We start from the raw sequence: 21,596 nt of genomic DNA on the forward strand, positions 1-21,596 counted from the left end.
ATCGTGTCCGCGGAAACCGCAGAAGGTTCACATGCCAGCAACGCTCCCCGACCACGCTCCGCCCATTGGCGCTCACGCATTTCGGAAGGCCTGAACCATGGCTCGACCCTTCATCATGGTCGCCCCGAACGGGGCGCGGCGAAGCAGGGCGGATCACCCGGCTCTGCCGGTCACCACCGGGCAGATCGCCGAGACCGCCGAAGCCTGCCACGAAGCCGGCGCCGAGGCGCTGCACCTGCATGTGCGCGACGAGAACGGTCGGCATTCGCTCGATGCCGGGCGCTATGGCGAGGCGCTTCAGGAGCTGAAGCGCCGAGTGCCGGGCATCCGGATCCAGATCACCACCGAGGCGGCGGGATTGTTCGATGTCCCGGCGCAGCTGGACTGCCTGCGCCGGGTGCGGCCCGGCTGGGCCTCGATCTCGGTGCGCGAGATCGCACGCGAGCCCGATCTTGCGCCGGAGGTCTATGCGACCTGCGCCGAGCAGGGCACCGAGGTGCAGCATATCCTCTACGACACCGCCGATATCGCGCTGCTGCGCGACTGGCAGGCCCGTGGCGTGGTCGCACGGGAGCAGTCTTCGGTCCTGTTCGTCCTCGGCCGCTACGCTGCGGGACAAGTCTCGGACCCTGCCGATCTCGACCCGTTCCGGGCCGCGATGCCGGAGGCCGTGGACTGGATGGTCTGCGCCTTCGGGCCGCGCGAGCACGCCTGCCTGATCGGGGCGGCGCAACGTGGCGGCAGCCTGCGCGTTGGCTTCGAGAACAGCCTGACCGACCATCGCGGACAGCCCCATGCCGACAACGCCGCCTCCGTCGCGGCGCTTCGCGCCCAACTCGAAAGGTATCTCCTATGAGCGCCAAGCAAAGCCACGTCTTTCCCCGCAACTGCCATGCCGATCTTCCCGTCGCGGTCGGTGGCGAGGGATGCTACCTGATCGATGCGGAGGGCAAGCGCTACTTCGACGGCTCCGGCGGTGCCGCCGTCTCCTGCCTCGGTCACTCGAATAAGCGGGTGCGCGAGGCGGTCAAGCGTCAGGTCGACCAGCTCGCCTTCGCTCATACCGGCTTCTTCACCTCCGAGCCCGCCGAGGCCCTGGCCGATCTTCTGGCGACGAACGCGCCCGGCGATCTCGACCGCGTCTATTTCGTCTCCGGCGGCTCGGAGGCGGTGGAGAGCGCCATCAAGCTCGCGCGGCAATACCATGTCGAGCGCGGCGAGCCGCAGCGACGCCACCTGATCGCGCGGCGCCAGAGCTATCACGGCAACACGCTCGGCGCGCTATCGGCCGGGGGCAACGCATGGCGGCGCCAGCAATTCGCGCCCCTTCTCGTGGAGATGAGCCACATCGCGCCCTGCTACGAATATGCCGAACGACCCGAGGAGGAGAGCCCCGAGGATTACGGGCGGCGCGTGGCCGATGAGCTGGAGGCCGAGATCCAGCGCCTCGGCCCCGACAGCGTCATGGCCTTCATCGCAGAGCCGGTGGTCGGCGCGACGCTGGGCGCGGTGCCGGCCGTGCCGGGTTATTTCAAGCGCGTGCGCGAGATCTGCGACCGGCACGGCGTGCTGCTCATTCTCGACGAGGTGATGTGCGGCATGGGCCGGACCGGGCATCTCTTTGCCTGCGAGGCCGAGGGCATCGCCCCCGACATCCTGTGCATCGCCAAGGGGCTCGGGGCAGGCTACCAGCCGATCGGCGCGATGCTCTGCTCGGCCCCCGTCTATGACGCCATCGCCAATGGCTCGGGCTATTTCCAGCACGGCCACACCTATGTCGGCCATCCGGTGGCGGCGGCGGGGGGGCTGGCGGTCCTGCAAGAGTTGCTCGACCACGATCTTCCGGCGCAGGTGCGGGCACGCGGCGACTATCTGCAATCCGCGCTCGAGGCGCGTTTTGGCCAGCACCCCCATATCGGCGACATCCGTGGTCGTGGCCTGTTCCGCGGGCTCGAATTCGTGGCCGACCGCACGACAAAAACGCCTTTCGACCCGGCCAGGGGTGTGGCGGGCAAGCTGAAGAAGGCGGCCATGGCCGAGGGGCTGATCTGCTATCCGATGCCGGGTACGCGCGACGGCAAGCTGGGCGATCACCTGCTGCTCGCGCCGCCCTTCATCGCCTCGGAGGCCGATCTCGACGAGATGATCGAGCGTCTGTCGCGCGCCGTCGCTGCGGTGCTGCCCGGGCTGTGATCCGCGCGGTAGCGTCGAGAAACGTCCTCGTTCCTTCCGCGCGCCCGCAACGGTCCTGCCCGTTTCGGAAATGACAAGGTCGCCCGCCGGCGGCCTTGTTCCGTTGCGGGCCCAAAATCCGAGTAGTCGCGGCAGGTCCAGCGAAACGGCGGGCGCATAGGTGACGAACAGCAGCGCGCTGGCGATGCCGACGTAAGAGGGCCAGATCCCGCGCACTGCCTCTTCGATGCAAATCATGCAGCTGTGGCAGAATGGGTTGGGAGCATGACATCGCTAGCGTTCGGTATCACCAGATGCCGCTTTGCAGTAGACACGGTTCGATGTACGTAACTCATATGTGGACGACCCCTGCGCGATGCCGCGGCCGGTCAGGTGCTTGGGAGGAGAAACCGATGGATGCCAGCAAGACGGCGCGGGCGGATACCGTTTCATATTCAGCGTTGCCAGTCCGTATGCGTCATGCGTCGAGCCGCATCCTTTCGGGCAAGCGTTATCCGGCAGGAGAGCCGTCATGATCGTGATCGGATTGGATCTCGGCACTTCGGGCCTCAAGGCGCTGGCCATGGCCGAGGATCAGTCGATCCTGGCGGAAAGCAGCGCCGCGCTGACGGTTGCGCGGCCCCATGACGGCTGGTCCGAGCAGGATCCCGCGTCATGGATCGCGGCGGCCGGATCCGCGATTGGTTCGCTTATGGGCAAGATCGACGCCAGTGCCGTGCACGCCATCGGCCTGTCGGGGCAGATGCATGGCGCGACGCTGCTCGACGCCTCCGACCGGGTGCTGCGGCCCTGTATGCTGTGGAACGATACCCGCAGCCATGCCGAGGCCGCGGCGCTCGATGCCGATCCGCGGTTTCGCGAGATCACCGGCAACATCGTCTTCCCCGGCTTCACCGCCCCCAAGCTCGCCTGGGTGCGGCGCCACGAGCCGCAGGTCTTCGAAAACATCCGCAAGGTGCTGCTTCCCAAGGATTACCTGCGCCTCTGGCTGACCGGAGAGCATGTCTCGGAGATGTCGGATGCCGCCGGGACCGGCTGGCTCGACGTCGCCGCGCGCGACTGGTCCGAAGCGCTGCTCGAGGCGACGGGGTTGGATCGGGGCCGGATGCCACGGCTGGTAGAGGGCTCCGAGGTGTCGGGTCGGCTGCGGCCGGAACTCGCCGCGCGCTGGGGCCTGGCTTCGGATGTCGTTATAGCCGGCGGTGGTGGCGACAACGCGGCCTCGGCGGTGGGCATGGGCGTCGTGAAACCGGGCACGGCCTTCGTGTCGCTCGGCACCTCTGGCGTGCTTTTCGCCGCGACGGATGGGTTTCATCCGAACGCTGCGAGCGCGGTCCACAGCTTCTGCCACGCGCTGCCCGAAAGCTGGCACCAGATGGGGGTGATCCTCGCCGCGGCGGATGCGATGAACTGGTTTGCCGGCGTGCTGGGAAGCCCGGCCGCCGCGCTGACTGCGGATCTGGGCGATCTGCAGACGCCGTCCCGTACGCTGTTCCTGCCCTATCTCGGCGGCGAGCGGACGCCGCACAACGATGCGCATATCCGTGCCTCGTTCCTGCATATGGGGCACGACACGGATCGCGCGGCGCTGGTCCGCGCCGTGCTGGAAGGGGTGAGCTTCGCGATCCGCGACAGCCGCGATGCGCTGGCCTCGACCGGCACCCGCTTCGACCGCCTGATCGGCGTCGGCGGCGGCACGCGCTCCGAATACTGGCTGAAGGCGATCGCCACCGCGCTCGAGATGCCGGTCGAGCTGCCAGTCGCGGGCGATTTCGGCGGTGCCTTCGGCGCGGCGCGGCTTGGCCTGATGGCGGCGAGCGGGCAGGACGCCGAGATCGCGACGCCACCCGCCATTTCGCGGGTGGTGGAACCGGAGCGGGATCTGTGTGGCGCCTTTTCGGAGGCGCATGGCCGTTACAGGGAGAGCTATGCGGCGCTCAGCGCCTTGGGCCGGGGGTGACGGTGGGCGAGACGCGCGGTGACCGCAACGCCGCGTCGTTTCCGGCTGGCACCTCTCGCCAAGTTGTCGATCCCGCAGCGCTGCTCTAACCGGGTATCGTAGCAATCCAGAAGGGCCGTCATATGTCGCGACCGACCGTGCATGACGTGGCGCGCGTGGCCAATGTCAGCCTCTCCACCGTCGACCGGGTCCTGAACGGTCGCAACGGGGTGCGGGCGGCCACGCAGGAGCGGGTCCGCGCGGCGATGAAGCAGCTCGGATACGAGCGCGACCTAATGGCGGCGAACCTGTCGCGTCAACGGATCTACAAGATCCGCTTCGTGATCCCCGACGGCCCGAACAGCTTCATGCGCAACCTCGCGGCCGAGCTGGAAACGCATGCGCGGATCGCGCTGCGCGATCGCACCGAGATCGGCGTTTCGCTTGTGCCGCCATTCGATGGCCGGGCGCTCGCGGCCGAGCTGCGCCGCGCGAAAGAGGCGGCGGCCGACGGGGTGGTGATGGTCGCCACGGAGTCGGCCGAGGTCCGACAGGCCGTCTCGGAGTTGCGCGCGGCCGGGATCCAGGTGGTGACCTTGATCTCCGACCTTTCGGCCTCGGCGCGCGGCCATTTCGTGGGCATCGACAACGTCTCGGCCGGGCGCACCGCCGCCGGGCTGCTGGGAAGGTTCTGCGCCGGCCGGCCCGGCCGCATCGCGATCGTCGCGGGCTCGATGCTGGTGCGCGATCATGTCGAACGCAGGCTCGGCTTCGAGCAGGTCATGCATGCGGAGTTTCCCGAGCTGAAGCTGCTGCCTCCGATCGAGGGCGGCGACGAGGCCGCGACGGTGGACCGGCTTCTGACCGACCTGCTGCGAGAGCACCCCGATATCGTCGGCATCTACAGCCTCGGCGGCGGAAATCGCGGCCTGCGCAACGCGCTGGATCGTGCGGGGCCCGACCCCCGACCCATGGTGGTCGGGCATGAACTGACCGACCAGTCCCGCGTGGCCCTGCAGGACGGGGTGTTCGACGCCGTGCTGCAACAGGACATCCGCAAGGAGGTGGCGAGCGCTCTCATCATCATCCGCAACCTGATCGAGGCGATTCCGATCGATGCCCATACCGGGCTGATCCACACCGAAATCTTCCTGCGCGACAACCTGCCCTGAGCCGTACCGCAATCGGATCAGGCTTTGCGGCGTGCTTCTTCTGATGTACGTTAGTCAGAAATGGTGGGCCGAGTCCTGCGCCATGGGGCAGACCGGCAGGTGAGGAACGAGACCGACATGACCGACTTCTTTAGGAACATCCCCAAGATCCGCCACGAAGGCCACGGCAGCGATAATGAATTCGCCTTCCGGCACTACGATCCGGACGAGGTCGTGATGGGCAAGCCGATGCGCGATCACCTGCGATTCTCGGTGGCCTACTGGCACAGCTTAGCCTGGGAGGGGGGTGACCCCTTCGGCGGCCAGACCTTCGATCGGCCTTGGTTCGGCGAGGGGATGGAGAAGGCCAAGCTGAAGGCCGACGTGGCCTTCGAGATGTTCGAGCTCCTCGGTGTGCCCTATTTCTGCTTCCACGACGTCGATGCGCGGCCCGAGGGCGCGAGCTTCGCAGAGAACACCCGCAACTTGCGCGAGATCACCGACTATTTCCAAGGCAAGATGGAGGCGACGGGAACGAAGCTCTTGTGGGGCACGGCGAACCTGTTTTCGCACCGGCGCTACATGGCTGGCGCCGCGACCAACCCCGATCCGGATGTCTATGCCTTCGCCGCTGCGACGGTGAAGTCCTGCATCGACGCCACGCATCAGCTCGGCGGCGAGAACTACGTGCTCTGGGGCGGGCGCGAGGGCTACGAGACGCTGCTCAACACCGACATGGGGCGCGAGCGGCAGCAGGCGGGCCGGTTCCTGACACAGGCCGTCGAATACGCCCGCAAGATCGGCTTCGACGGCACCATCCTGATCGAGCCCAAGCCGCAGGAGCCGACCAAGCACCAATACGACTACGACGTCGCGACGGTCTATGGCTTCCTCAAGGACTTCGGGCTGGAGAGTGAGGTGAAGGTCAACATCGAACAGGGCCACGCGATCCTCGCCGGTCACAGCTTCGAGCACGAGCTGGCGCTGGCGCGTGAGCTGGGGATCTTCGGCTCGATCGACATGAACCGCAACGACTACCAGTCGGGCTGGGACACCGACCAGTTCCCGAACAACGTGCCCGAGATGGCGCTGGCCTATTACGAGGTGCTGCGCGCCGGCGGCTTCACCACCGGCGGCACCAATTTCGACGCCAAGCTGCGGCGCCAGTCGCTCGATGCGGAGGACCTGATTCTCGCCCATGTCGGCGGCATGGATGCCTGCGCGGCGGGCTTCAAGGCGGCGGCGAAGATGCTCGAGGATGGCAAGCTCGAAGCCGCGCGCGACGCGCGCTACGCAGGCTGGGAGATGCCGCAGGCCAAGGACATGCTCGCGGGCGGCTTCGAGGAGATCGCGGCCCGGGTCGAGAGCGAGGGGATCAACCCCGAGCCGCGCTCGGGCCGACAGGAGCGGCTCGAGAACCTCGTGAACCGCTATCTGTAATGCAAAGCGCGGCGGCCATCGAGAGGGCCGCCGCGATCAGCCCGGTAGAGTGTCACGACCATGGGCGGACATGATGCCGTACCCATGACGCGCTTTCCGCCACGCCTCTTCGCCCGGGGCCACGACCGACATGGGAGGGCCGCCGCGGCCCATACCGGGATCGCAGCGGCATCTCGATCAGACGAAAGCCAGTCCTTCGGCATTCAGGAAGGTGACATCGTCGATGTCACCCACCCCGGTGAGGAAGATCATGTCGCGATCCCCGTCGAGCTCGATCTGGAGGTTGTTGCCGAACTCGCGAACCTTGCGGATGCTCGCGCCACCGAGGTCGATCTCGTCGAGACCCACCTCGTAGTCGAGGATCACCTCGCGCTCGCGCCGACCATTCGCCGTTTCGTCGCCGAACACGAAACGATCGGCGTCACCGCCGCCGATCACGATGTCGAGCCATCCCCCCTTGCTCTCGATCAGGTCGCGCCCCGACGTGCCGCGCAGGAACTCGAAGCGATCATGCCCGGCCACGAAGTTGAAGCTCGGCGCGAGATCAAGCCCGACCACCAGCGGATCGTGGTCAGAGGCGCGGAAGGCGTTGGCCTCGTAGAGGTCGTTGGCGGAAGGCTCCTCCTCGAAACTGCGCTCCTCGGCATCGCGTATGTCGTCGTTGTAGTCGAAAAGAGGCACCTCGTCGGCGTTGATGTGCCAAGCCGTCGCGCCCGTGACCTGCGAAGCCAGTGACTTGTTCGCCAGCGCATAGTCGAGCGTGCCGAGCTGGCCGTCAAAGAGATAGCTGTAAGCCGCCTCGCCCTGATGCGCGGCGAGCAGATCGACGTAGTCGTCCTCGGTGCCGAGGCTGTCATCCGCGCCCTCGATGATCGCGTCGATCGGGTCTTCCTTTGCATAGGCATTCAGATCGCCGAGGATCATGTAATCGGCGTCGCCCGAACCGGTGGGATCGGTTGCGAGCCAGTCGACCAAAGCCTCGGCCGCATCGGTGCGGATCTGGTTGTTGTTGCCGGCACCATCCCCGGTCGCCACGTCGCCATTGGCGACGCTGCCCTTGGACTTGAGATGGTTGACCGCTGCGGTGAAGGTACCGGTGGTGCCGATCTCCTCGAAGGTCTGGGCCAGCGCCGGCCGGTTCGCCCCGTCGAGAAAGCGCGGATCGATGCTGCCGTCGAGGATCGCGAAGTCACCCACCGGCCGGACCTGCGTCTGGTCGTAGATCAGCGCCACCTTGATCGCGTCGGTGCCGATGATCCCGGTATCGACATAGGCGTAGCTGTCCGTACCGAGCCGCGCGTTGAGCGCCTCGACCAGCGCCGCCGTGGCCGCGCCTTCGTCGTTCTCAATCTCCAGCAGGCCCACCACCTGTGCATCCATGGTGACGAGCGCCTCGACGATCTTGTCGGTCTGCCGCTGCAGTTCGGCGGCGCTATGGGCCCCGCGCGGGTTCTGCCCGGTCGCGGTCTGGCCGGTGCCGTCGTCGAGCGTGGTGAAGTAGTTCAGCACGTTGAACGACCCCACCTTCAGCGAACCACCGACATCCGCCGGTGCGTCGGCGCGCAGGTTGCTCGGCGTGAACTCGACCGGATCGGCTTCGGTCGGGCGCAGCCGCCAGGCATCGGTGCCGCCCGATCCGGCCCAGGACCAGTGCAGCACGCCGGTCAGGCCCTCGATCACGTCACCGCCGCGAAAGAAGTTCAGGCCCTGCGTACCGGTGCCGAAACCATCCGGCTGTGGGTGGAAGATCGCGCCATCGGGGGTGGCGGCGTTCTGGAAATTGTTGCCGTCGTCGAGGATGATGCGCTTGCTTGCGAGCGCGTCGAGATGGGCCTCGTAACCCGCGACATCGGGCTCGTTCAGTTGGGTGTACTGGTAGGGCCGCTCGCCCTCATAGAGGGTCACCTGCCCGTAGCGCGCCAGTTCGAAATACTCCGAGACGACCATCTCCTGCGCGAAGGAGATCTTCATGCCCTCGAACTGTTCGAGCGCGGTGATCTCTTCGTTGCCGCCATAGTCCGAGCGATCGATCACGGGCACGTCGATCAGGTCGAGATTGTCGCCGTCGTCGATGACTTCGATCGCGAGTAGCCCGTTGTCGTCATCGATCTGGGTCATCCCGAAATTCTCGTCCACCGTGCCGGTCACCGACACGCGGTAGCCCTCGCGCAGCGTGAAGCCGCCGGGCGCATAGACGAAGATCCCCTCCGAGGATTGATCGTCGCCGTCGCTGTCCGAGGCCTCTTCCTGCACGAAAAAGCCCTTCAGGTCCGGAAAGGTGGCGGTGACGACCCCTTGGATCGTGACGTTCTGGCCGAGCAGGGGCGAGGTCCCGGCATTGCCGAAGCTGGCGGTGGACTGGGTTTCGGGCGTGCCCTGGATCTCCGAGATGTGGACTTGGCGGGGGGTGGCCGGCGCGGGCGGCGGGGCGTCATTCGGTGCGCCCGGCGTCGGGGCTTGCGCGATGAATTCGCCGCTGCCTCCGGGATCGCGGGCATTCGAATGCCCGTCCTTGTCGCCATTCTCGTTTTCGTTCCACTGAACGCTTTGCCCGAGCGCCGCGAGCAGTTCGGCATCGTCGTCATCATCGGTGTCGTAGACCACCGCGTCGACGAGCCCTTTGATGGTCGGCACAGTCCCGTTGGTAAAATCACTCGGGTCTGCCCGGTAGAGCGCCACCGCGTCCGCCCCGTTCTGAAGGCCGTTCGAGGCGAACACCCGGCCCACATTCGGAACGCCCGCATTGCCGATGACGAAATAGCCTTCCGCGTTCGTGCTGTAGCCGGTCAGGTCGATCGTCTCATAGGAAGCGTTGTCGGCATTGCCGCCGTTGAAGAAGACCAGCACGTGCCCGTCGAGGGGGGTGTTTCCCGTGCCTCCGTCGAAGATCTCGACGAATTCCTGCGTGTCGGTTCCCGCCGTATCGGCATCGACCTCGTTGATGACAAGCGGCGGGTAGGTGGGTGTGACGATCTGGGCGCTCCCAAGACGTTGCCCGAGGCCGATACGGGCGGCGTCATCTTCCTCGGTCGCGGACGGTGCGGGGCTTTCGGTCGAACTGCTCATCGGATCATCCTCAGACTAGCGGACCAGTAAGGCCCTTCTCCCAGTAGCTGAGTAGAACGGCATGACAGCCCTACGACAATTCACATCAGAGGTGAGCTTCCCTTAGGTCATGCACGGTAAAGGGTTCGCCGGGACCCGTCCGATGAGAGTTCAGTTGGCAATTTCCCCAGATCCGACAAGCAGTCCCCGGGCCGGCCGCTTCGGCAGATCACCGTCCATACCCATGAGATTGAGGTCTGGATTCACCGCTACAGCACAGGGCCAAGCTCCAGTGACCGGTCTTTCTCTATGGGGAACGGGCGCGTTGCGATCATCGATGTCTCCGGGGCGAAGGAGCGGTGGTGGCATCGAGGTGCCACCTGCATCCACGCGATTTGGCTGCCCGACATGGGTGGAACCGTCCGGACAGCAAGCGGCGTCAGTCCAGTTCGGAGGTCGCCATGATCTCCAGCGCCGCTTCGAGTTCGCTCATACGGTCGCCGATGATCTCTTCGAGCCGTGCCTGGTAGGCCGAGGCAATGGGGAGAAGCCGGGACATCAATTCGCGCCCCTTTTCGCTCAGAGACAGGCAGAGGAGCCGCCGATCCGCGGGGTTCGGGGCCTTGCGGATATAGCCCGCCTGCGCGAGCCGTGTGGCGGCGCGGCTGGCCTTGGACTTCTCCAGATTAACCCGGCGCTCAAGATCCCGGATCGAGACCTCCCCGGCGTCGGTGACATGCACCAGCACCCGCCATTCGGCGACCGAGATGCCGAACTCCGCCCGGTAGCGCCGCGCCAGCCCGGCGCTCAGCCGGTCGCCCGCCACGGACAGCCGGTAGGGCAGGAACCGCGACAAATCGAAATCGGGCAGGTCGTGGTCCATGACATCGTCTCATCTCGATCGCGGGAGCTGCGTCCCCCTCGCGCAGCTTCCTCTCATTTGCAATGTTTCTTGACATCATTGCAATCGCAACGAAACTTGGCCTCGACTTGAAACGGGCCCGTTCGGGCCGATCAGGGGGAGGGGAAGGATGGCGTCAGGCGAGCTTCCGCAGGAGATGAGGCGCGCGCCGAACGACGACGGCGCGAGACCATCCTACATGCCGGGTTTCGGCAACGACTTCGAGACCGAGGCGCTGCCCGGCGCGCTGCCGCAAGGCATGAACAGCCCACAGAAATGCGCCTACGGTCTTTACGGGGAACAGCTTTCGGGGACCGCCTTCACCGCGCCCAGCCATCAGAACGAACGGACCTGGTGCTACCGCATCCGGCCGTCGGTGAAGCACACCGGCCGATTTGCGCGCATCGATCTGCCCTACTGGAAATCGGCGCCGCATGTGATGCCCGATGTCACCTCGCTGGGCCAGTACCGCTGGGACCCGATGCCGCATTCCGACACGCTGCTCGACTGGCTGACCGGCATGCGCACGATGACCACGGCGGGCGACGTGAACACGCAGACCGGCATGGCGAGCCATATCTACCTCGTCACCGAAAGCATGGTCGACGCCTATTTCTACTCCGCCGACAGCGAGCTTCTGGTGGTGCCGCAGGAGGGGCGGCTGCGGTTTTGCACCGAGCTCGGCGTGATCGACCTCGAGCCGCAGGAAATCGCGATCCTTCCGCGCGGGCTGGTCTACAGGGTTGAGCTGCTCGAAGGGCCGGCGCGCGGCTTCGTATGCGAAAATTACGGCCAGAAGTTCCAGCTGCCCGGCCGCGGGCCGATCGGCGCCAACTGCATGGCCAACCGACGCGATTTCAAGACCCCAGTCGCCGCCTTCGAGGACCGCGAGACGCCCTCGACCGTCACCGTGAAATGGTGCGGCCAGTTCCACCGCTCCGAGATCGGGCACTCGCCACTCGACGTGGTGGCCTGGCACGGAAACTACGCGCCGGTGAAATACGACCTGCGGAGCTACTGCCCGATCGGCGCGGTGCTGTTCGACCATCCCGACCCGTCGATCTTCACCGTGTTGACCGCGCCGTCGGGCGTCGAGGGGACCGCCAATATCGACTTCGTGCTGTTCCGCGACCGATGGTCGGTGGCCGAGAACACCTTCCGTCCGCCTTGGTACCACAAGAACGTCATGTCAGAGTTGATGGGCAACATCCGCGGCCAGTACGACGCCAAGCCGCAGGGCTTCGTGCCGGGCGGCATGAGCCTGCACAACATGATGCTGCCGCACGGGCCCGACAACGAGGCCTTCGAGAAGGCCACCCATGCCGATCTCGGGCCGAGCAAGCTCGAGGACACCATGTCCTTCATGTTCGAGACGCGCTTTCCCCAGCATCTGACCGAGTTCGCCGCGAAGGAAGCGCCGCTGCAGGAGGATTATATCGGCTGCTGGGACAGTCTCGAGAAGCATTTCGACGGCACGCCGGAAGGCAAATGGGACTGAGCCCTCTCTCACGACAAGGACGCGGGGAGGGGAAATGAGCCTCGACAGAAGCTGGGTCGAAAGCGCCAATGATGCCGGGACCGATTTTCCGCTCAACAACCTGCCCTACGGCGTCTTCTCGACCCCGGGCGGGGCCCCGCGCTGCGGCGTGGCGATCGGCGACATGATCCTCGACGTCGCGGCGCTGGAGCGTGCGGGGATCATTTCGTTGCGAGGCGGCCCCCTGTTGCAGTCGGCCACATGGAACCCGCTCATGGCCGCTGGCGCCGATGCTTGGGCGGCGCTCCGGTTGCGGCTGAGGGAGCTGTTGGCCGAGGGGGCGTCGCAGGCCGGGGCGTTGCGCGCGCATCTGGTGCCGCAGGCGGAGGCCACGCTGCACATGCCGTTCACGGTGGCCGAGTTCACGGATTTCTACGCCAGCCGCCATCACGCCACCAATGTCGGCACGATGTTTCGCGGCGCCGAGAACGCCTTGCCGCCAAACTGGTTGTCGATGCCCATCGGCTACAATGGCCGCGCCTCGTCGGTCGTGGTGTCGGGGACCGAGATCCGCCGCCCTTGGGGCCAGATCAAGGGGCCGGAGGACGCGCTTCCTCGCTTCGCACCGTCGGCACGTTTCGACTTCGAACTGGAGATGGGGGCGATCCTCGGCCAGCCCTCGAACGGACCGGTGAGCGTTGCGGAGGCCGATGCGATGATCTTCGGCTACGTGCTGCTGAACGACTGGTCGGCGCGTGACATCCAGGCTTGGGAGTACCAGCCGCTCGGCCCGTTCCAAGGCAAGGCGACGGCGACCTCGATCAGCCCGTGGATCGTCACCGCCGCAGCGCTGGCGCCGTTTCGCACCTCGACCCCCGAACGCGAGCGCGACCTTCTGCCCTATCTGCGGGAGCCGGGTCCGATGCTCTACGACATCGAGCTTGAGGTCGAACTCGCCCCCGAAGGCGCAGGGCCGGTCACCATTGCGCGGACCAATTACCGCGAGATGTACTACTCCGCCGCGCAGCAACTGGCGCACCATACCACCTCGGGCTGCCCGATGCGGGTCGGCGACCTGCTGGGTTCGGGCACGATATCGGGACCTGCCAGAGAGAGCCGCGGCGCGCTCCTCGAACTAAGCTGGGGCGGCAAGGAGCCGATCGCCGTCGGTGACCAGACCCGCAGTTTCATCGAGGATGGCGATACGCTGAGGTTCCGGGGCCATGCGCAGGGCGACGGATACCGTGTCGGTTTCGGCGAATGTATCGGCAAGGTACTGCCGGCGCTGGACGATCCCTATAAGTCAGGCTGCTGAGAAGGCCCTTGTCCCGCCGATTGGCTCTCAGAAGAGCCCGGAACAATCACGAACCGGAGGAGATCGCCGCGAAGCGCCGGCAGGCCGATGTAGCCCGCTTCACATCGTCACGCAGATCTTGCCGAAATGCGCACCGCTTTCCTGATACCGAAAGGCGTGCGCAAGTTCGGACAGCTCGAAGCTGCGGTCGATCATCGGGCGCAGCTTCAGCGCGTCGAGGGCCTTCACGAAGTCGAGCTGATGCGCGCGCGAGCCGACGATCAGGCCCTGAAGGCGTTGCTGGCGCGCCATCAGCAGGGCGGTGGGTACCTCTCCGGCGCGGCCGGTAAGCACGCCGATCAGCGCGATATGCGCCCCGGGCCGTCCGGCGACGATGGACTGCGCGAGTGTGGCAGGCCCGCCGACCTCGACCACGATGTCGACGCCGTGGCCCCCGGTCATGCGGCGCATTTCCTCGCCCCATTCGGGGGTTTCGCGATAGTTGATGACGTGATCCGCCCCCATCCCACGTAGGCGCTCGAGCTTCGCATCCGACGAGGAGGTGGCGATCACGTTAGCGCCCATCGCCTTGGCCAGTTGCAGCGCGTAGATCGACACGCCGCCGGTGCCGAGCACGGCGACCGTGTCGCCGGCCTTGAGCCCCGCATCGACCACCAGCGCCCGCCACGCGGTCAGGCCGGCGGTGGTGATGGTCGCCGCCTCCTCGTGGCTCCATCCTTCGGGCGCATGGGTGAACCAGCTCGCGGGCAGCGTGACGCGTTCGCGCGCATAGCCGTCACGCCCGTCGCCGGGGGTGCCCGAAAAGTCGAAGGGCCGGTCGTCGCCCGCCTGCCAGTCCGGGAAAAAGCAGGACACGACGGAATCGCCGGCGGCGAAGTCGTACACGCCTTCGCCGACCGCCTCGACGCGGCCCGCGCCATCGGCCATCGGAATCCGCCCGTCCGGCAAAGCCCCCCCGACGGCACAGACCCGGTAGTCGTGAAAGTTGAGCGAGCTGGCATGCAGACGCACGGTGATCTCCCCGGGGCCCGGTGCCGCCGGTTCGGCCACATCCTCAAGTACGAGGTTGTCGAGGCCGCCGGGCGCCTTGCTCCTTACCTGTTTCAAGAGATTGCCTTTCCTGTTGAATGTCCCTGCCGGGGCCGCGCCCCCTTTGGAAGCCAAGATTTAGCGCATGCGCCGGAATGTCCCGGCACCTTGAAATCAGGGCGTGGCCACTGGCCGCGCGACGCCGGGATCAGGCCCGGAAATCCGAACCGATCCCGTCGATCGAGGTCAGATGCGCCTGCCATTCGAGTTCGAGATCGCCATCCGCCGCCTTCATCCGCTCGTATTGCCCATGCAGATGGGCGGCCATCCCTTTCCGGGCCATCTTTTCTTCGCGTGAAATGGGCCGTCTCATTGGTGGCTTCGTTCGTCAGCTGCGTTGCCCGACGGCGCCACCGGCGCCCTCGGCGGGACGCCCGGCATGGGCCGCGGCTAGGGTTTCGAGCGCCGCCGCCACCTGCGGTGCGGGGGGGCAGGCGCGGCGGGACGTCAGGTCGGTGTGCAAAAGCAGGGTCTCAATCGTCGCCGCGAGAGTCCCCTCGGGCTTGGTTACGCGGTGGAACAGCTTCATCTTCTTGCCCGCCGCTTCGAGCAGCTGCGTGGTCACCGTCAGCATCGTGCCGCGATGCACCTCGTCGAGATACCGGATACGGGTGTCGACGGTGAAAAAGCTCTTGCCCGAAGCGATATAGGCCGCGTCGGCGCCGACCAGCTTCATCAGCGCATCGGTCGCCCGGCTGCCCAGTTCGAGATAGGCGGCCTCGTTCATGTGTCCGTTATAGTCGGTCCAGGTCACAGGCACGGATGTGCGCAGCGTGATCGGCAGCCCGTCGATCTCCCCGCCTTCGGGCAGGCTCCGCTCATGTTCGAGAAGGACGCCGCCCGCACCGCTGCCGGTCCGGCGCAGGCCGCGCAGGATGGCAACGAGGTTGTCGTCGCGGAGCCGCTCCAGAGTGCGGATCGATTGGTGCCCGGACTGCGCATCGGACTGGCGACCGATCGTGTCGATCAGCGCATCGTCCAGCTTTGGCACGTCCGTCAGCTTGCTCCGGGGCCAGCCGAGGGTCGGGCCGAACTGCTCGATATAGGCTCGCATGCCGGCCTCGCCGCCGGCGATGCGGTAGGTCTCGAACAGCCCCATCTGTGCCCAGCGAAGCCCGAAGCTCATGCGGATCGCATCGTCGATCTCCGAGGTCGTGGCAATGCCGTCCTTGAGCATCCACAACGCCTCGCGCCACACCGCCTCCTGGAACCGGTTACCGATGAAGGCGTCGATTTCCTTACGCAGCACGAGCGGGTGCATGCCGATCGAGGCGACGACTACGCGAGCGCGATCGCAATACCGCGCCTCCCCCGAGATCTCGGCCAGGGGCAGGAGATAGACTGGATTGAACGGGTGCACCACCACGACCGGCGCGCCGCGTGCGGCGAGGTCGCTGGCCTTGAAGCCCGAGGTGGAGGAGGCGACGAAGCCGCCCTCGGGCAGGTGGGCGGCGATCTCGGCATAGACCGCGTGCTTGAGGTCGAGCCGCTCCGACACGCTTTCCTGCACCCAATTCGCCCCTGCCACCGCATCGGCGACGGAAGAGGCGAAGCTCAGCCGCCCCTCTGGCGGCAGCGGCCGGTCGTAGAGGGCGGGCAGCGAGGCCCGGGCATTGTCGAGCACCTCGCCGATCTTGCGCTCGGTGTCGGGGTCGGGGTCGAAGACCGCAACGTCCCAGCCGTTGAGCAGGAAACGCGCGGCCCAGCCGCCGCCGACGACACCGCCGCCGATGATCGCCGCGTGGCTCATGCCGGCAGGTCGCCGGGCGCGCGCTTGCTAAGCCCGAGCTGGTCGCGAACCTCCCGAGGGCCCATGAGCGTGGCACCCATGTTCGACAGCAGGCTGGCCGCCTTCTCGACCAGCTGCCCGTTGGTCGCCAGCACGCCACGCTCGAGATAGAGATTGTCCTCGAGGCCGACACGGACGTTGCCTCCCGCCAGGGCGGCGGCGGCGACATAGGGCATCTGATCGCGCCCGAGGCTGAAGGCCGACCAGTTCCAGCTTTCGGGCACGTTGTTGACCATCGCCATGAAGGTGTTGAGGTCGTTGGGCGCGCCCCACGGCACGCCCATGCACAGCTGCACCAGCGCCGGGTCGTCCAGCACGCCCTCGCGGACCAGCTGCTTGGCGAACCATAAATGTCCGGTGTCGAAGGCCTCGATCTCCGGCTTCACGCCGAGCTCGGTCATCTGGGCGCCCATGGACCGCAGCATGGCGGTGGTGTTGGTCATGACGTAATCGCCATCGCCGAAATTCATCGAGCCGCAATCGAGCGTGCAGATCTCCGGCAGGCAGGCGCGGATATGGGCCATGCGCTCGGTCGCGCCGGCCATGTCGGTCTGGGCCGCGTCGACATCCATGGGCGTCTCGACCCCGCCGAGGGCAAGGTCGCCGCCGACCCCCGCCGTCAGGTTGAGCACCATGTCGATATCGGCCGATCGGATGCGGTCGGTCACCTCGCGGTAGAGATCGAGGTCGCGGCAGGGCGCGCCGGTCTCGGGGTCGCGCACGTGGCAATGCACGATCGCGGCCCCCGCCTTCGCGGCGTCGATGGCGGCGTCGGCGATCTCCTTGGGCGAGCGGGGCACGAGGCGGCTCTTGTCCTGCGTGGCCCCGGCCCCGGTGATCGCGGCGGTGAGAAATATCTTGCGGTTCATCTCGAGTGGCATGACCTCTCCTGTCCTCTCGTTACCGGCCCTTCCAGACCGGGTCGCGTTTCTCGGCGAAGGCGCGCGCGCCCTCCTTCTGATCCTCGGAGCGATAGAGCCGTTCGACCGTCTCGAACTGGCTGCCGGTGACGCGGTTCATGGCATCTTGGAACTTCATGTCCTCCGCCTCGCGGGCGATCTCCTTGATCGCCGCGAAGACCAGCGGCGGCCCGGCGGCTAGTTCCTCGGCCATGGCGCGCGCCGCCGTCATCAGCCCGGCGGCGGGCAGGATGCGATTGACGAGACCCCAGCGATGCGCCTCCTGCGCGTCGAACCAGCGGCCGGTAAAAAGCAGCTCCATCGCGATGTGATAGGGGATGCGCTTGGGCAGCTTGATCGTGGCGGCATCAGCCACCGTCCCCGACCTGATCTCCGGCAGGGCGAAGCTGGCGTGATCGGCGGCGAGTATGATGTCGGCGCTGATCGCCAGCTCCAGCCCGCCGCCGCAGGCGATGCCGTTCACCGCGGCGATGACCGGCTTGTTGAGCCCGCGCAGCTCCTGCAGCCCGCCGAAACCGCCCTTGCCGTAATCGGCATCGACCGCCTCGCCCTCGGCGGCGGCCCTGAGGTCCCAGCCGGGGCAGAAGAACTTTTCGCCCGCGCCGGTGATGACCGCCACCCGCAGCTCGGGGTCGTCGCGAAAGGCGGTGAAGATCTCGCCCAGCTCGCGGCTGGTGGCCGTGTCGATGGCATTGGCCTTGGGCCGGTCCAGCGTCACCTCGAGCACCGCGCCGCGGCGCTCGGTGCGCACGTTCGAAGATGTCATCGGCTCTCTCCCATCCTGATGAGCGCGTCCGCCGCCACGGCATCCGTCGCGCGGCAGATCAGCGGGTTGATTTCGACCTCCTGCAGCCGGTCCGCATGAAGCCTGACAAACTCCTGCAATGCCATGACCGTATCGAGCACGGCCTGCATATCGGCTGTTGCCCGCCCGCGATAGCCGGTCAGCAGCGCAGCGGTCCGCAGCCCGGCGAGCGCGTCCGCGACCTCGTCGCGGCTGGCGGGGATCAGCATCGAGGCGGTGTCGCGGATCAGTTCGGTAAGGATGCCGCCGAGCCCCAGCGTTAGGACGAAGCCATGCGCCGGATCGCGGATCACCCCGACGAGAAGCTCGGCCACGCAATCGGTAATCATTTCCTCGACGAGAAAGCTCTCGGTCGGCATCGCCTCTGCCGCCTCGCGCACTGCCCCGGCGTCGGCGAGGTTCAGCGCGACCGCCCCGGCCTCGGTCTTGTGGGCAATGCCCTCGCCCTTCAGCACGACCGGAAAGCCGATCGCGGCGGCGGCGGCCCCGGCCCCCTCGGCCGAGGCGGCGCGGGTCGATCTCGGCACCCGGATTCCGGCCGCGCGGAGCAGCGCCTTGGCCTCGGCCTCGGGGTAGATGCGGCTCGCGCCCCGCATCTCCTTCGGGATCAGCACGGGCTCGGGCATGGCGCCGTTCCGGTCCCCACTCCCCCCGATCCCGGCGGCGGCGCGGATCGCGCGCACCGCCTCGCCCATGCCGCAAAGCGGTGTGATGCCGAGCCGCAGCGCCCGTATCGCGACCGCCTCGGGCAGCCCCTCGGCCAAGAGCGAGACCAGCGCCATCGGCGTGCCGGTGGCATCTTTCGCGGCCGCCGCCGCGCGGAGCACCTGATCGTACTCGGGCGCGTCGAAATGGTCGTCGCGGGGGAAGTCGATCACGACGCAGCCAAGCGCCAAATCGGCGTCGCACAGGGCGCTGAAACAGGCGGTGAGCGCCGCCTCGTCGCCCCAGATATAGGTGTTGTAATCGAGCGGGTTCGCGAGCGCGACCTTGGGGCCGAGCGCGGTGCGGAGCGCTGCACGCTGGCCCGGTTCCAGCGGCGGAAAGACCACGCCCGCCGCCTCGCCCAAATCGGCCATGAGCGACGCCTCGCCGCCCGAGCAAGAGGCCGAGGCGATGCGCGTCGAGGCCAGCCCGCCGGTCACATGCAAGAGCTTCAGCGTCTCGACCAGTTCCGCCGGGGTGTCGACCTGCGCGATGCCGAGCCGCCGCAGCAGCGCCCGCGCGCCAGCATCGCTACCGGTGACCGAGGCAGTGTGCGACACCGCCGCCGCCCGCGCCTGCCCCGAGGTGCCGACCTTGAGCGCGGCGACGGGCTTGCCCAGCTCGCGCGCGCGGCGGGCCAGCCGCTCGAAGGCGGACAGGTTTCCGATGCCCTCGATATGCAGCCCCAGCGCGGTGATGCGCGGATCCTCGAGCAACGCGATGCCCAGATCCACCATCGAGGTCTGGGCCTGGTTGCCGGCAGCCACGACGACGGCCAATGGCAGGCCCCGGCGCTGCATGGTGAGGTTGATCAGCACGTTCGAGGACTGGCCAATCACCGCCACACCGCTGTCGCAGGGCGTCATGCCGTGCCGGTCGGGCCACAGTGCGACCTGATCGAGCGCGTTGACCATGCCGTAGCAGTTCGGGCCGAGCACCCGCATCCCGCCCGCCGCCGCGACCAGATCGGCCTGCAGCCTCGCGCCGTCGGACAGCTCGGACACCGCCTCGCTGAACCCCGCCGCGAAGCACACCGCGCCGCTGCAGCCCATGGCCGACAGCTTGGCCACGACCTCGACCGTCAGCGTGCGGTTGACGCCGATGAAGGCGGCGTCGGGCCTGCCGGGGAGTGCCGCGAGATCGGGATAGGCGGGCAGGCCGCCGACCTCGGCCTTCCCGGGATGCACCGGCCAGATCGGTCCGGCGAAACCCGCCGCCCGGCATTGGCGTACCACGTTCTCGCACCAGGTCCCGCCGCCGATGACGGCGATGGCGCGCGGCGAGAAGAGGCGACCGAGCGGCTCCACGGATCAGGCGCCCAGCGGCCGGAAGAGCTCCCGGCTGATGATGTGACGCTGGATCTCGGAGGTGCCGTCCCAGATCCGCTCGACCCGCGCGTCGCGCCAGAAGCGCTCGATCGGCAGCTCGTCCATCAGCCCCATGCCGCCATGGATCTGCAGCGCCGCGTCGGTCACCCGCGCCAGCATCTCCGAGGCGTAGAGCTTGGCCGAGGCGATCTCGCGGTTCGCCGGCAGGCCCTGGTCGAGCCGCCAAGCCGAGGACAGCGTGAGCAGGTCGGCGGCGTCGATCTCCGTGATCATGTCGGCGATCTGGAAGCCGACGCCTTGGAACTTGGCGATCGGCTGGCCGAACTGCTGGCGCTCGGCCGCGTAGTGCAACGCGTGATCGAAGACCCGGCGGGCGCGGCCCACCGACATGGTCGCCACGGTGATCCGCGTGGCATAGAGCCATTCGTTCATCACCGCGAAACCACCATCGACCTCGCCCAGCACCTGCGCGTCGGGCAGCCGGCAGTCGTCGAAATACAAATTGCAGTTCTTGTAGCCGCGATGCGAGACCGAGTTGTAGCCGCGCGCCACCTCGAAGCCCCGCGTGTCGCGGTCGACAAGGAAGCAGGTGATGCGCTTCTTGGGCCCGCGCGGGGTGTCGTCGACGCCGGTGGCAACGAAGACGATGAAGAAATCCGCGTGCTCGGCACCCGAGATGAAATGCTTGGAGCCGTTGATCACCCAGTCGCCGCCGTCGCGCGTGGCGGTGCATTTCATGCCGCGCACGTCCGAGCCGGCATCGGGTTCGGTCATCGCCAGCGCGTCCATCCGCTCGCCGCGCACGGCGGGCATCAGGTAGCGGTCGACCTGCTCGCCCTCGCAGGCCATCAGGATGTTCTGTGGCCGACCGAAGAAGTGGGTCAGCGCCATCGCGCCGCGGCCCAGCTCGCGCTCGACAAGGGCGAATTCGAGATGCGACAGGCCCGGCCCGCCGACGCTTTCGGGAAAGTTGGAGGCGTAAAAGCCCAGATCGATGACCTTGCGCTTGATCTCCTGCGCAATCTCGGCGGGCACCTCACCCGTTCGCTCGACCTCGGCCTCGTGCGGATAGATCTCGTTTTCGACGAAGCTGCGGACGTTGGAGACGATCATCTCCTGTTCGTCGCTCAGACCAAAATTCATGTCGCACCCTGTAGCAGTAGTAAAAGTTCGGGCTTCTGGAGCCGCGCGGCACAGGGCCGCGCGGCAGGGAGGCGGGGCGCTCGGCGGGCCCCGGCCCACTTGCGCATCAGGAGCGCCGCGCGCAGGCCGACATGGGCCGTGACCACGAGGATCAGCGGCTTCGAGAGCGCAGCGATCGTCGGGCCGACATTGTCGCGCAAGCCCATCCACATGCGGCGGGGCAGGGTGGTCGGTTGACCGAGGTAACGAGGAGTGTCACGCCGATCTCGTTTCAACTCAACAAAAAGCACAGAATTTAGGCGATACTTACCCGCCAACTCCGCGGTGGTCTGAAAGCAGGGCGCTCGCGGCCTCTT

General features: G+C 67.1%; 16 protein-coding genes. 7 read left to right on the plus strand and 9 right to left on the minus strand.

All coding sequences use genetic code 11. From position 1 onward, the window contains the following. Window positions 1-97: 97 nt before the first annotated feature. The 5 genes from O4G76_RS14685 to xylA all read left to right on the plus strand — a co-directional run bounded on the left by O4G76_RS14685 (window position 98) and on the right by xylA (window position 6,723). Window positions 98-856: a 3-keto-5-aminohexanoate cleavage protein gene (locus O4G76_RS14685; protein WP_269398021.1), complete on the plus strand. Its 759-nt coding sequence runs from the start codon at window positions 98-100 to the stop codon at window positions 854-856. Further along, window positions 853-2,193, plus strand: coding sequence for an aspartate aminotransferase family protein (locus tag O4G76_RS14690; RefSeq protein WP_269398022.1), 1,341 nt, complete (start codon window positions 853-855; stop codon window positions 2,191-2,193). Before O4G76_RS14685 ends, O4G76_RS14690 begins: the two co-directional genes overlap by 4 nt. Before the next feature lie 514 nt (window positions 2,194-2,707). Further along, window positions 2,708-4,153 carry a xylulokinase gene (gene xylB, locus O4G76_RS14695; protein WP_269398063.1) on the plus strand — a complete coding sequence of 482 codons (1,446 nt, stop codon included), beginning with the start codon at window positions 2,708-2,710 and terminating at the stop codon, window positions 4,151-4,153. A gap of 122 nt (window positions 4,154-4,275) precedes the next feature. Next, on the plus strand, window positions 4,276-5,304 hold the full coding sequence (locus O4G76_RS14700; protein ID WP_269398023.1) for a LacI family DNA-binding transcriptional regulator: 1,029 nt from the start codon (window positions 4,276-4,278) through the stop codon (window positions 5,302-5,304). A 117-nt stretch (window positions 5,305-5,421) separates the two neighbouring features. Further along, window positions 5,422-6,723 carry a xylose isomerase gene (gene xylA, locus O4G76_RS14705; RefSeq protein ID WP_269398024.1) on the plus strand — a complete coding sequence of 434 codons (1,302 nt, stop codon included), beginning with the start codon at window positions 5,422-5,424 and terminating at the stop codon, window positions 6,721-6,723. Between the two features lie 177 nt (window positions 6,724-6,900). On the opposite strand, the gene O4G76_RS14710 is transcribed toward xylA, so the two are convergent. Further along, window positions 6,901-9,789: an ExeM/NucH family extracellular endonuclease gene (locus O4G76_RS14710; protein WP_269398025.1), complete on the minus strand. Its 2,889-nt coding sequence runs from the start codon at window positions 9,787-9,789 to the stop codon at window positions 6,901-6,903. 418 nt (window positions 9,790-10,207) lie between these two features. Continuing rightward, window positions 10,208-10,651 carry a MarR family winged helix-turn-helix transcriptional regulator gene (locus O4G76_RS14715; protein WP_085896491.1) on the minus strand — a complete coding sequence of 148 codons (444 nt, stop codon included), beginning with the start codon at window positions 10,649-10,651 and terminating at the stop codon, window positions 10,208-10,210. Window positions 10,652-10,826: 175 nt separating this feature from the next. On the opposite strand from O4G76_RS14715, the gene hmgA reads away from it, so the two are divergent. Both hmgA and fahA read left to right on the plus strand, forming a co-directional pair. Then, window positions 10,827-12,167: a homogentisate 1,2-dioxygenase gene (gene hmgA, locus O4G76_RS14720; RefSeq protein WP_269398026.1), complete on the plus strand. Its 1,341-nt coding sequence runs from the start codon at window positions 10,827-10,829 to the stop codon at window positions 12,165-12,167. A gap of 34 nt (window positions 12,168-12,201) precedes the next feature. Continuing rightward, window positions 12,202-13,461: a fumarylacetoacetase gene (gene fahA, locus O4G76_RS14725; protein WP_269398027.1), complete on the plus strand. Its 1,260-nt coding sequence runs from the start codon at window positions 12,202-12,204 to the stop codon at window positions 13,459-13,461. A 99-nt stretch (window positions 13,462-13,560) separates the two neighbouring features. Here fahA and O4G76_RS14730 read toward each other — a convergent pair whose 3' ends face one another. The 7 genes from O4G76_RS14730 to O4G76_RS14760 all read right to left on the minus strand — a co-directional run bounded on the left by O4G76_RS14730 (window position 13,561) and on the right by O4G76_RS14760 (window position 21,452). Continuing rightward, entirely contained in the window at window positions 13,561-14,568 is a 1,008-nt protein-coding gene (locus tag O4G76_RS14730; protein WP_269398028.1) for an NAD(P)-dependent alcohol dehydrogenase, read from the minus strand. A gap of 310 nt (window positions 14,569-14,878) precedes the next feature. Next, window positions 14,879-16,300, minus strand: a complete 1,422-nt coding sequence (locus O4G76_RS14735; RefSeq protein WP_269398029.1) for a carnitine 3-dehydrogenase — start codon at window positions 16,298-16,300, stop codon at window positions 14,879-14,881. Then, on the minus strand, window positions 16,297-17,220 hold the full coding sequence (locus O4G76_RS14740) for a 3-keto-5-aminohexanoate cleavage protein (RefSeq protein WP_269398030.1): 924 nt from the start codon (window positions 17,218-17,220) through the stop codon (window positions 16,297-16,299). Before O4G76_RS14740 ends, O4G76_RS14735 begins: the two co-directional genes overlap by 4 nt. A gap of 19 nt (window positions 17,221-17,239) precedes the next feature. Beyond that, window positions 17,240-18,025 (minus strand): carnitinyl-CoA dehydratase, encoded by a 786-nt coding sequence (locus O4G76_RS14745; RefSeq protein WP_269398031.1) that lies wholly within the window; start codon window positions 18,023-18,025, stop codon window positions 17,240-17,242. Continuing rightward, window positions 18,022-20,076: an acetate--CoA ligase family protein gene (locus O4G76_RS14750; protein WP_269398032.1), complete on the minus strand. Its 2,055-nt coding sequence runs from the start codon at window positions 20,074-20,076 to the stop codon at window positions 18,022-18,024. Before O4G76_RS14750 ends, O4G76_RS14745 begins: the two co-directional genes overlap by 4 nt. Window positions 20,077-20,079: 3 nt before the next feature. After that, entirely contained in the window at window positions 20,080-21,240 is a 1,161-nt protein-coding gene (locus O4G76_RS14755; protein ID WP_269398033.1) for an acyl-CoA dehydrogenase family protein, read from the minus strand. Beyond that, on the minus strand, window positions 21,237-21,452 hold the full coding sequence (locus O4G76_RS14760; RefSeq protein WP_269398034.1) for a hypothetical protein: 216 nt from the start codon (window positions 21,450-21,452) through the stop codon (window positions 21,237-21,239). Before O4G76_RS14760 ends, O4G76_RS14755 begins: the two co-directional genes overlap by 4 nt. Window positions 21,453-21,596 lie beyond the last annotated feature (144 nt).

The sequence above is a fragment of the Limimaricola sp. G21655-S1 genome (assembly GCF_027213785.1).
In the GTDB taxonomy this organism is placed as follows: domain Bacteria; phylum Pseudomonadota; class Alphaproteobacteria; order Rhodobacterales; family Rhodobacteraceae; genus Limimaricola.

Coding starts and splice junctions, on each gene's coding strand:
- O4G76_RS14715 (WP_085896491.1), bottom strand. CDS start 10,651: ATGGACCACGACCTGCCCGATTTCGATTTGTCGCGGTTCCTGCCCTAC.
- O4G76_RS14740 (WP_269398030.1), bottom strand. CDS start 17,220: ATGCCACTCGAGATGAACCGCAAGATATTTCTCACCGCCGCGATCACC.
- fahA (WP_269398027.1), top strand. CDS start 12,202: ATGAGCCTCGACAGAAGCTGGGTCGAAAGCGCCAATGATGCCGGGACC.
- O4G76_RS14685 (WP_269398021.1), top strand. CDS start 98: ATGGCTCGACCCTTCATCATGGTCGCCCCGAACGGGGCGCGGCGAAGC.
- xylA (WP_269398024.1), top strand. CDS start 5,422: ATGACCGACTTCTTTAGGAACATCCCCAAGATCCGCCACGAAGGCCAC.
- O4G76_RS14755 (WP_269398033.1), bottom strand. CDS start 21,240: ATGAATTTTGGTCTGAGCGACGAACAGGAGATGATCGTCTCCAACGTC.
- O4G76_RS14760 (WP_269398034.1), bottom strand. CDS start 21,452: ATGTGGATGGGCTTGCGCGACAATGTCGGCCCGACGATCGCTGCGCTC.
- O4G76_RS14745 (WP_269398031.1), bottom strand. CDS start 18,025: ATGACATCTTCGAACGTGCGCACCGAGCGCCGCGGCGCGGTGCTCGAG.
- O4G76_RS14700 (WP_269398023.1), top strand. CDS start 4,276: ATGTCGCGACCGACCGTGCATGACGTGGCGCGCGTGGCCAATGTCAGC.
- O4G76_RS14735 (WP_269398029.1), bottom strand. CDS start 16,300: ATGAGCCACGCGGCGATCATCGGCGGCGGTGTCGTCGGCGGCGGCTGG.
- hmgA (WP_269398026.1), top strand. CDS start 10,827: ATGAGGCGCGCGCCGAACGACGACGGCGCGAGACCATCCTACATGCCG.
- O4G76_RS14710 (WP_269398025.1), bottom strand. CDS start 9,789: ATGAGCAGTTCGACCGAAAGCCCCGCACCGTCCGCGACCGAGGAAGAT.
- O4G76_RS14690 (WP_269398022.1), top strand. CDS start 853: ATGAGCGCCAAGCAAAGCCACGTCTTTCCCCGCAACTGCCATGCCGAT.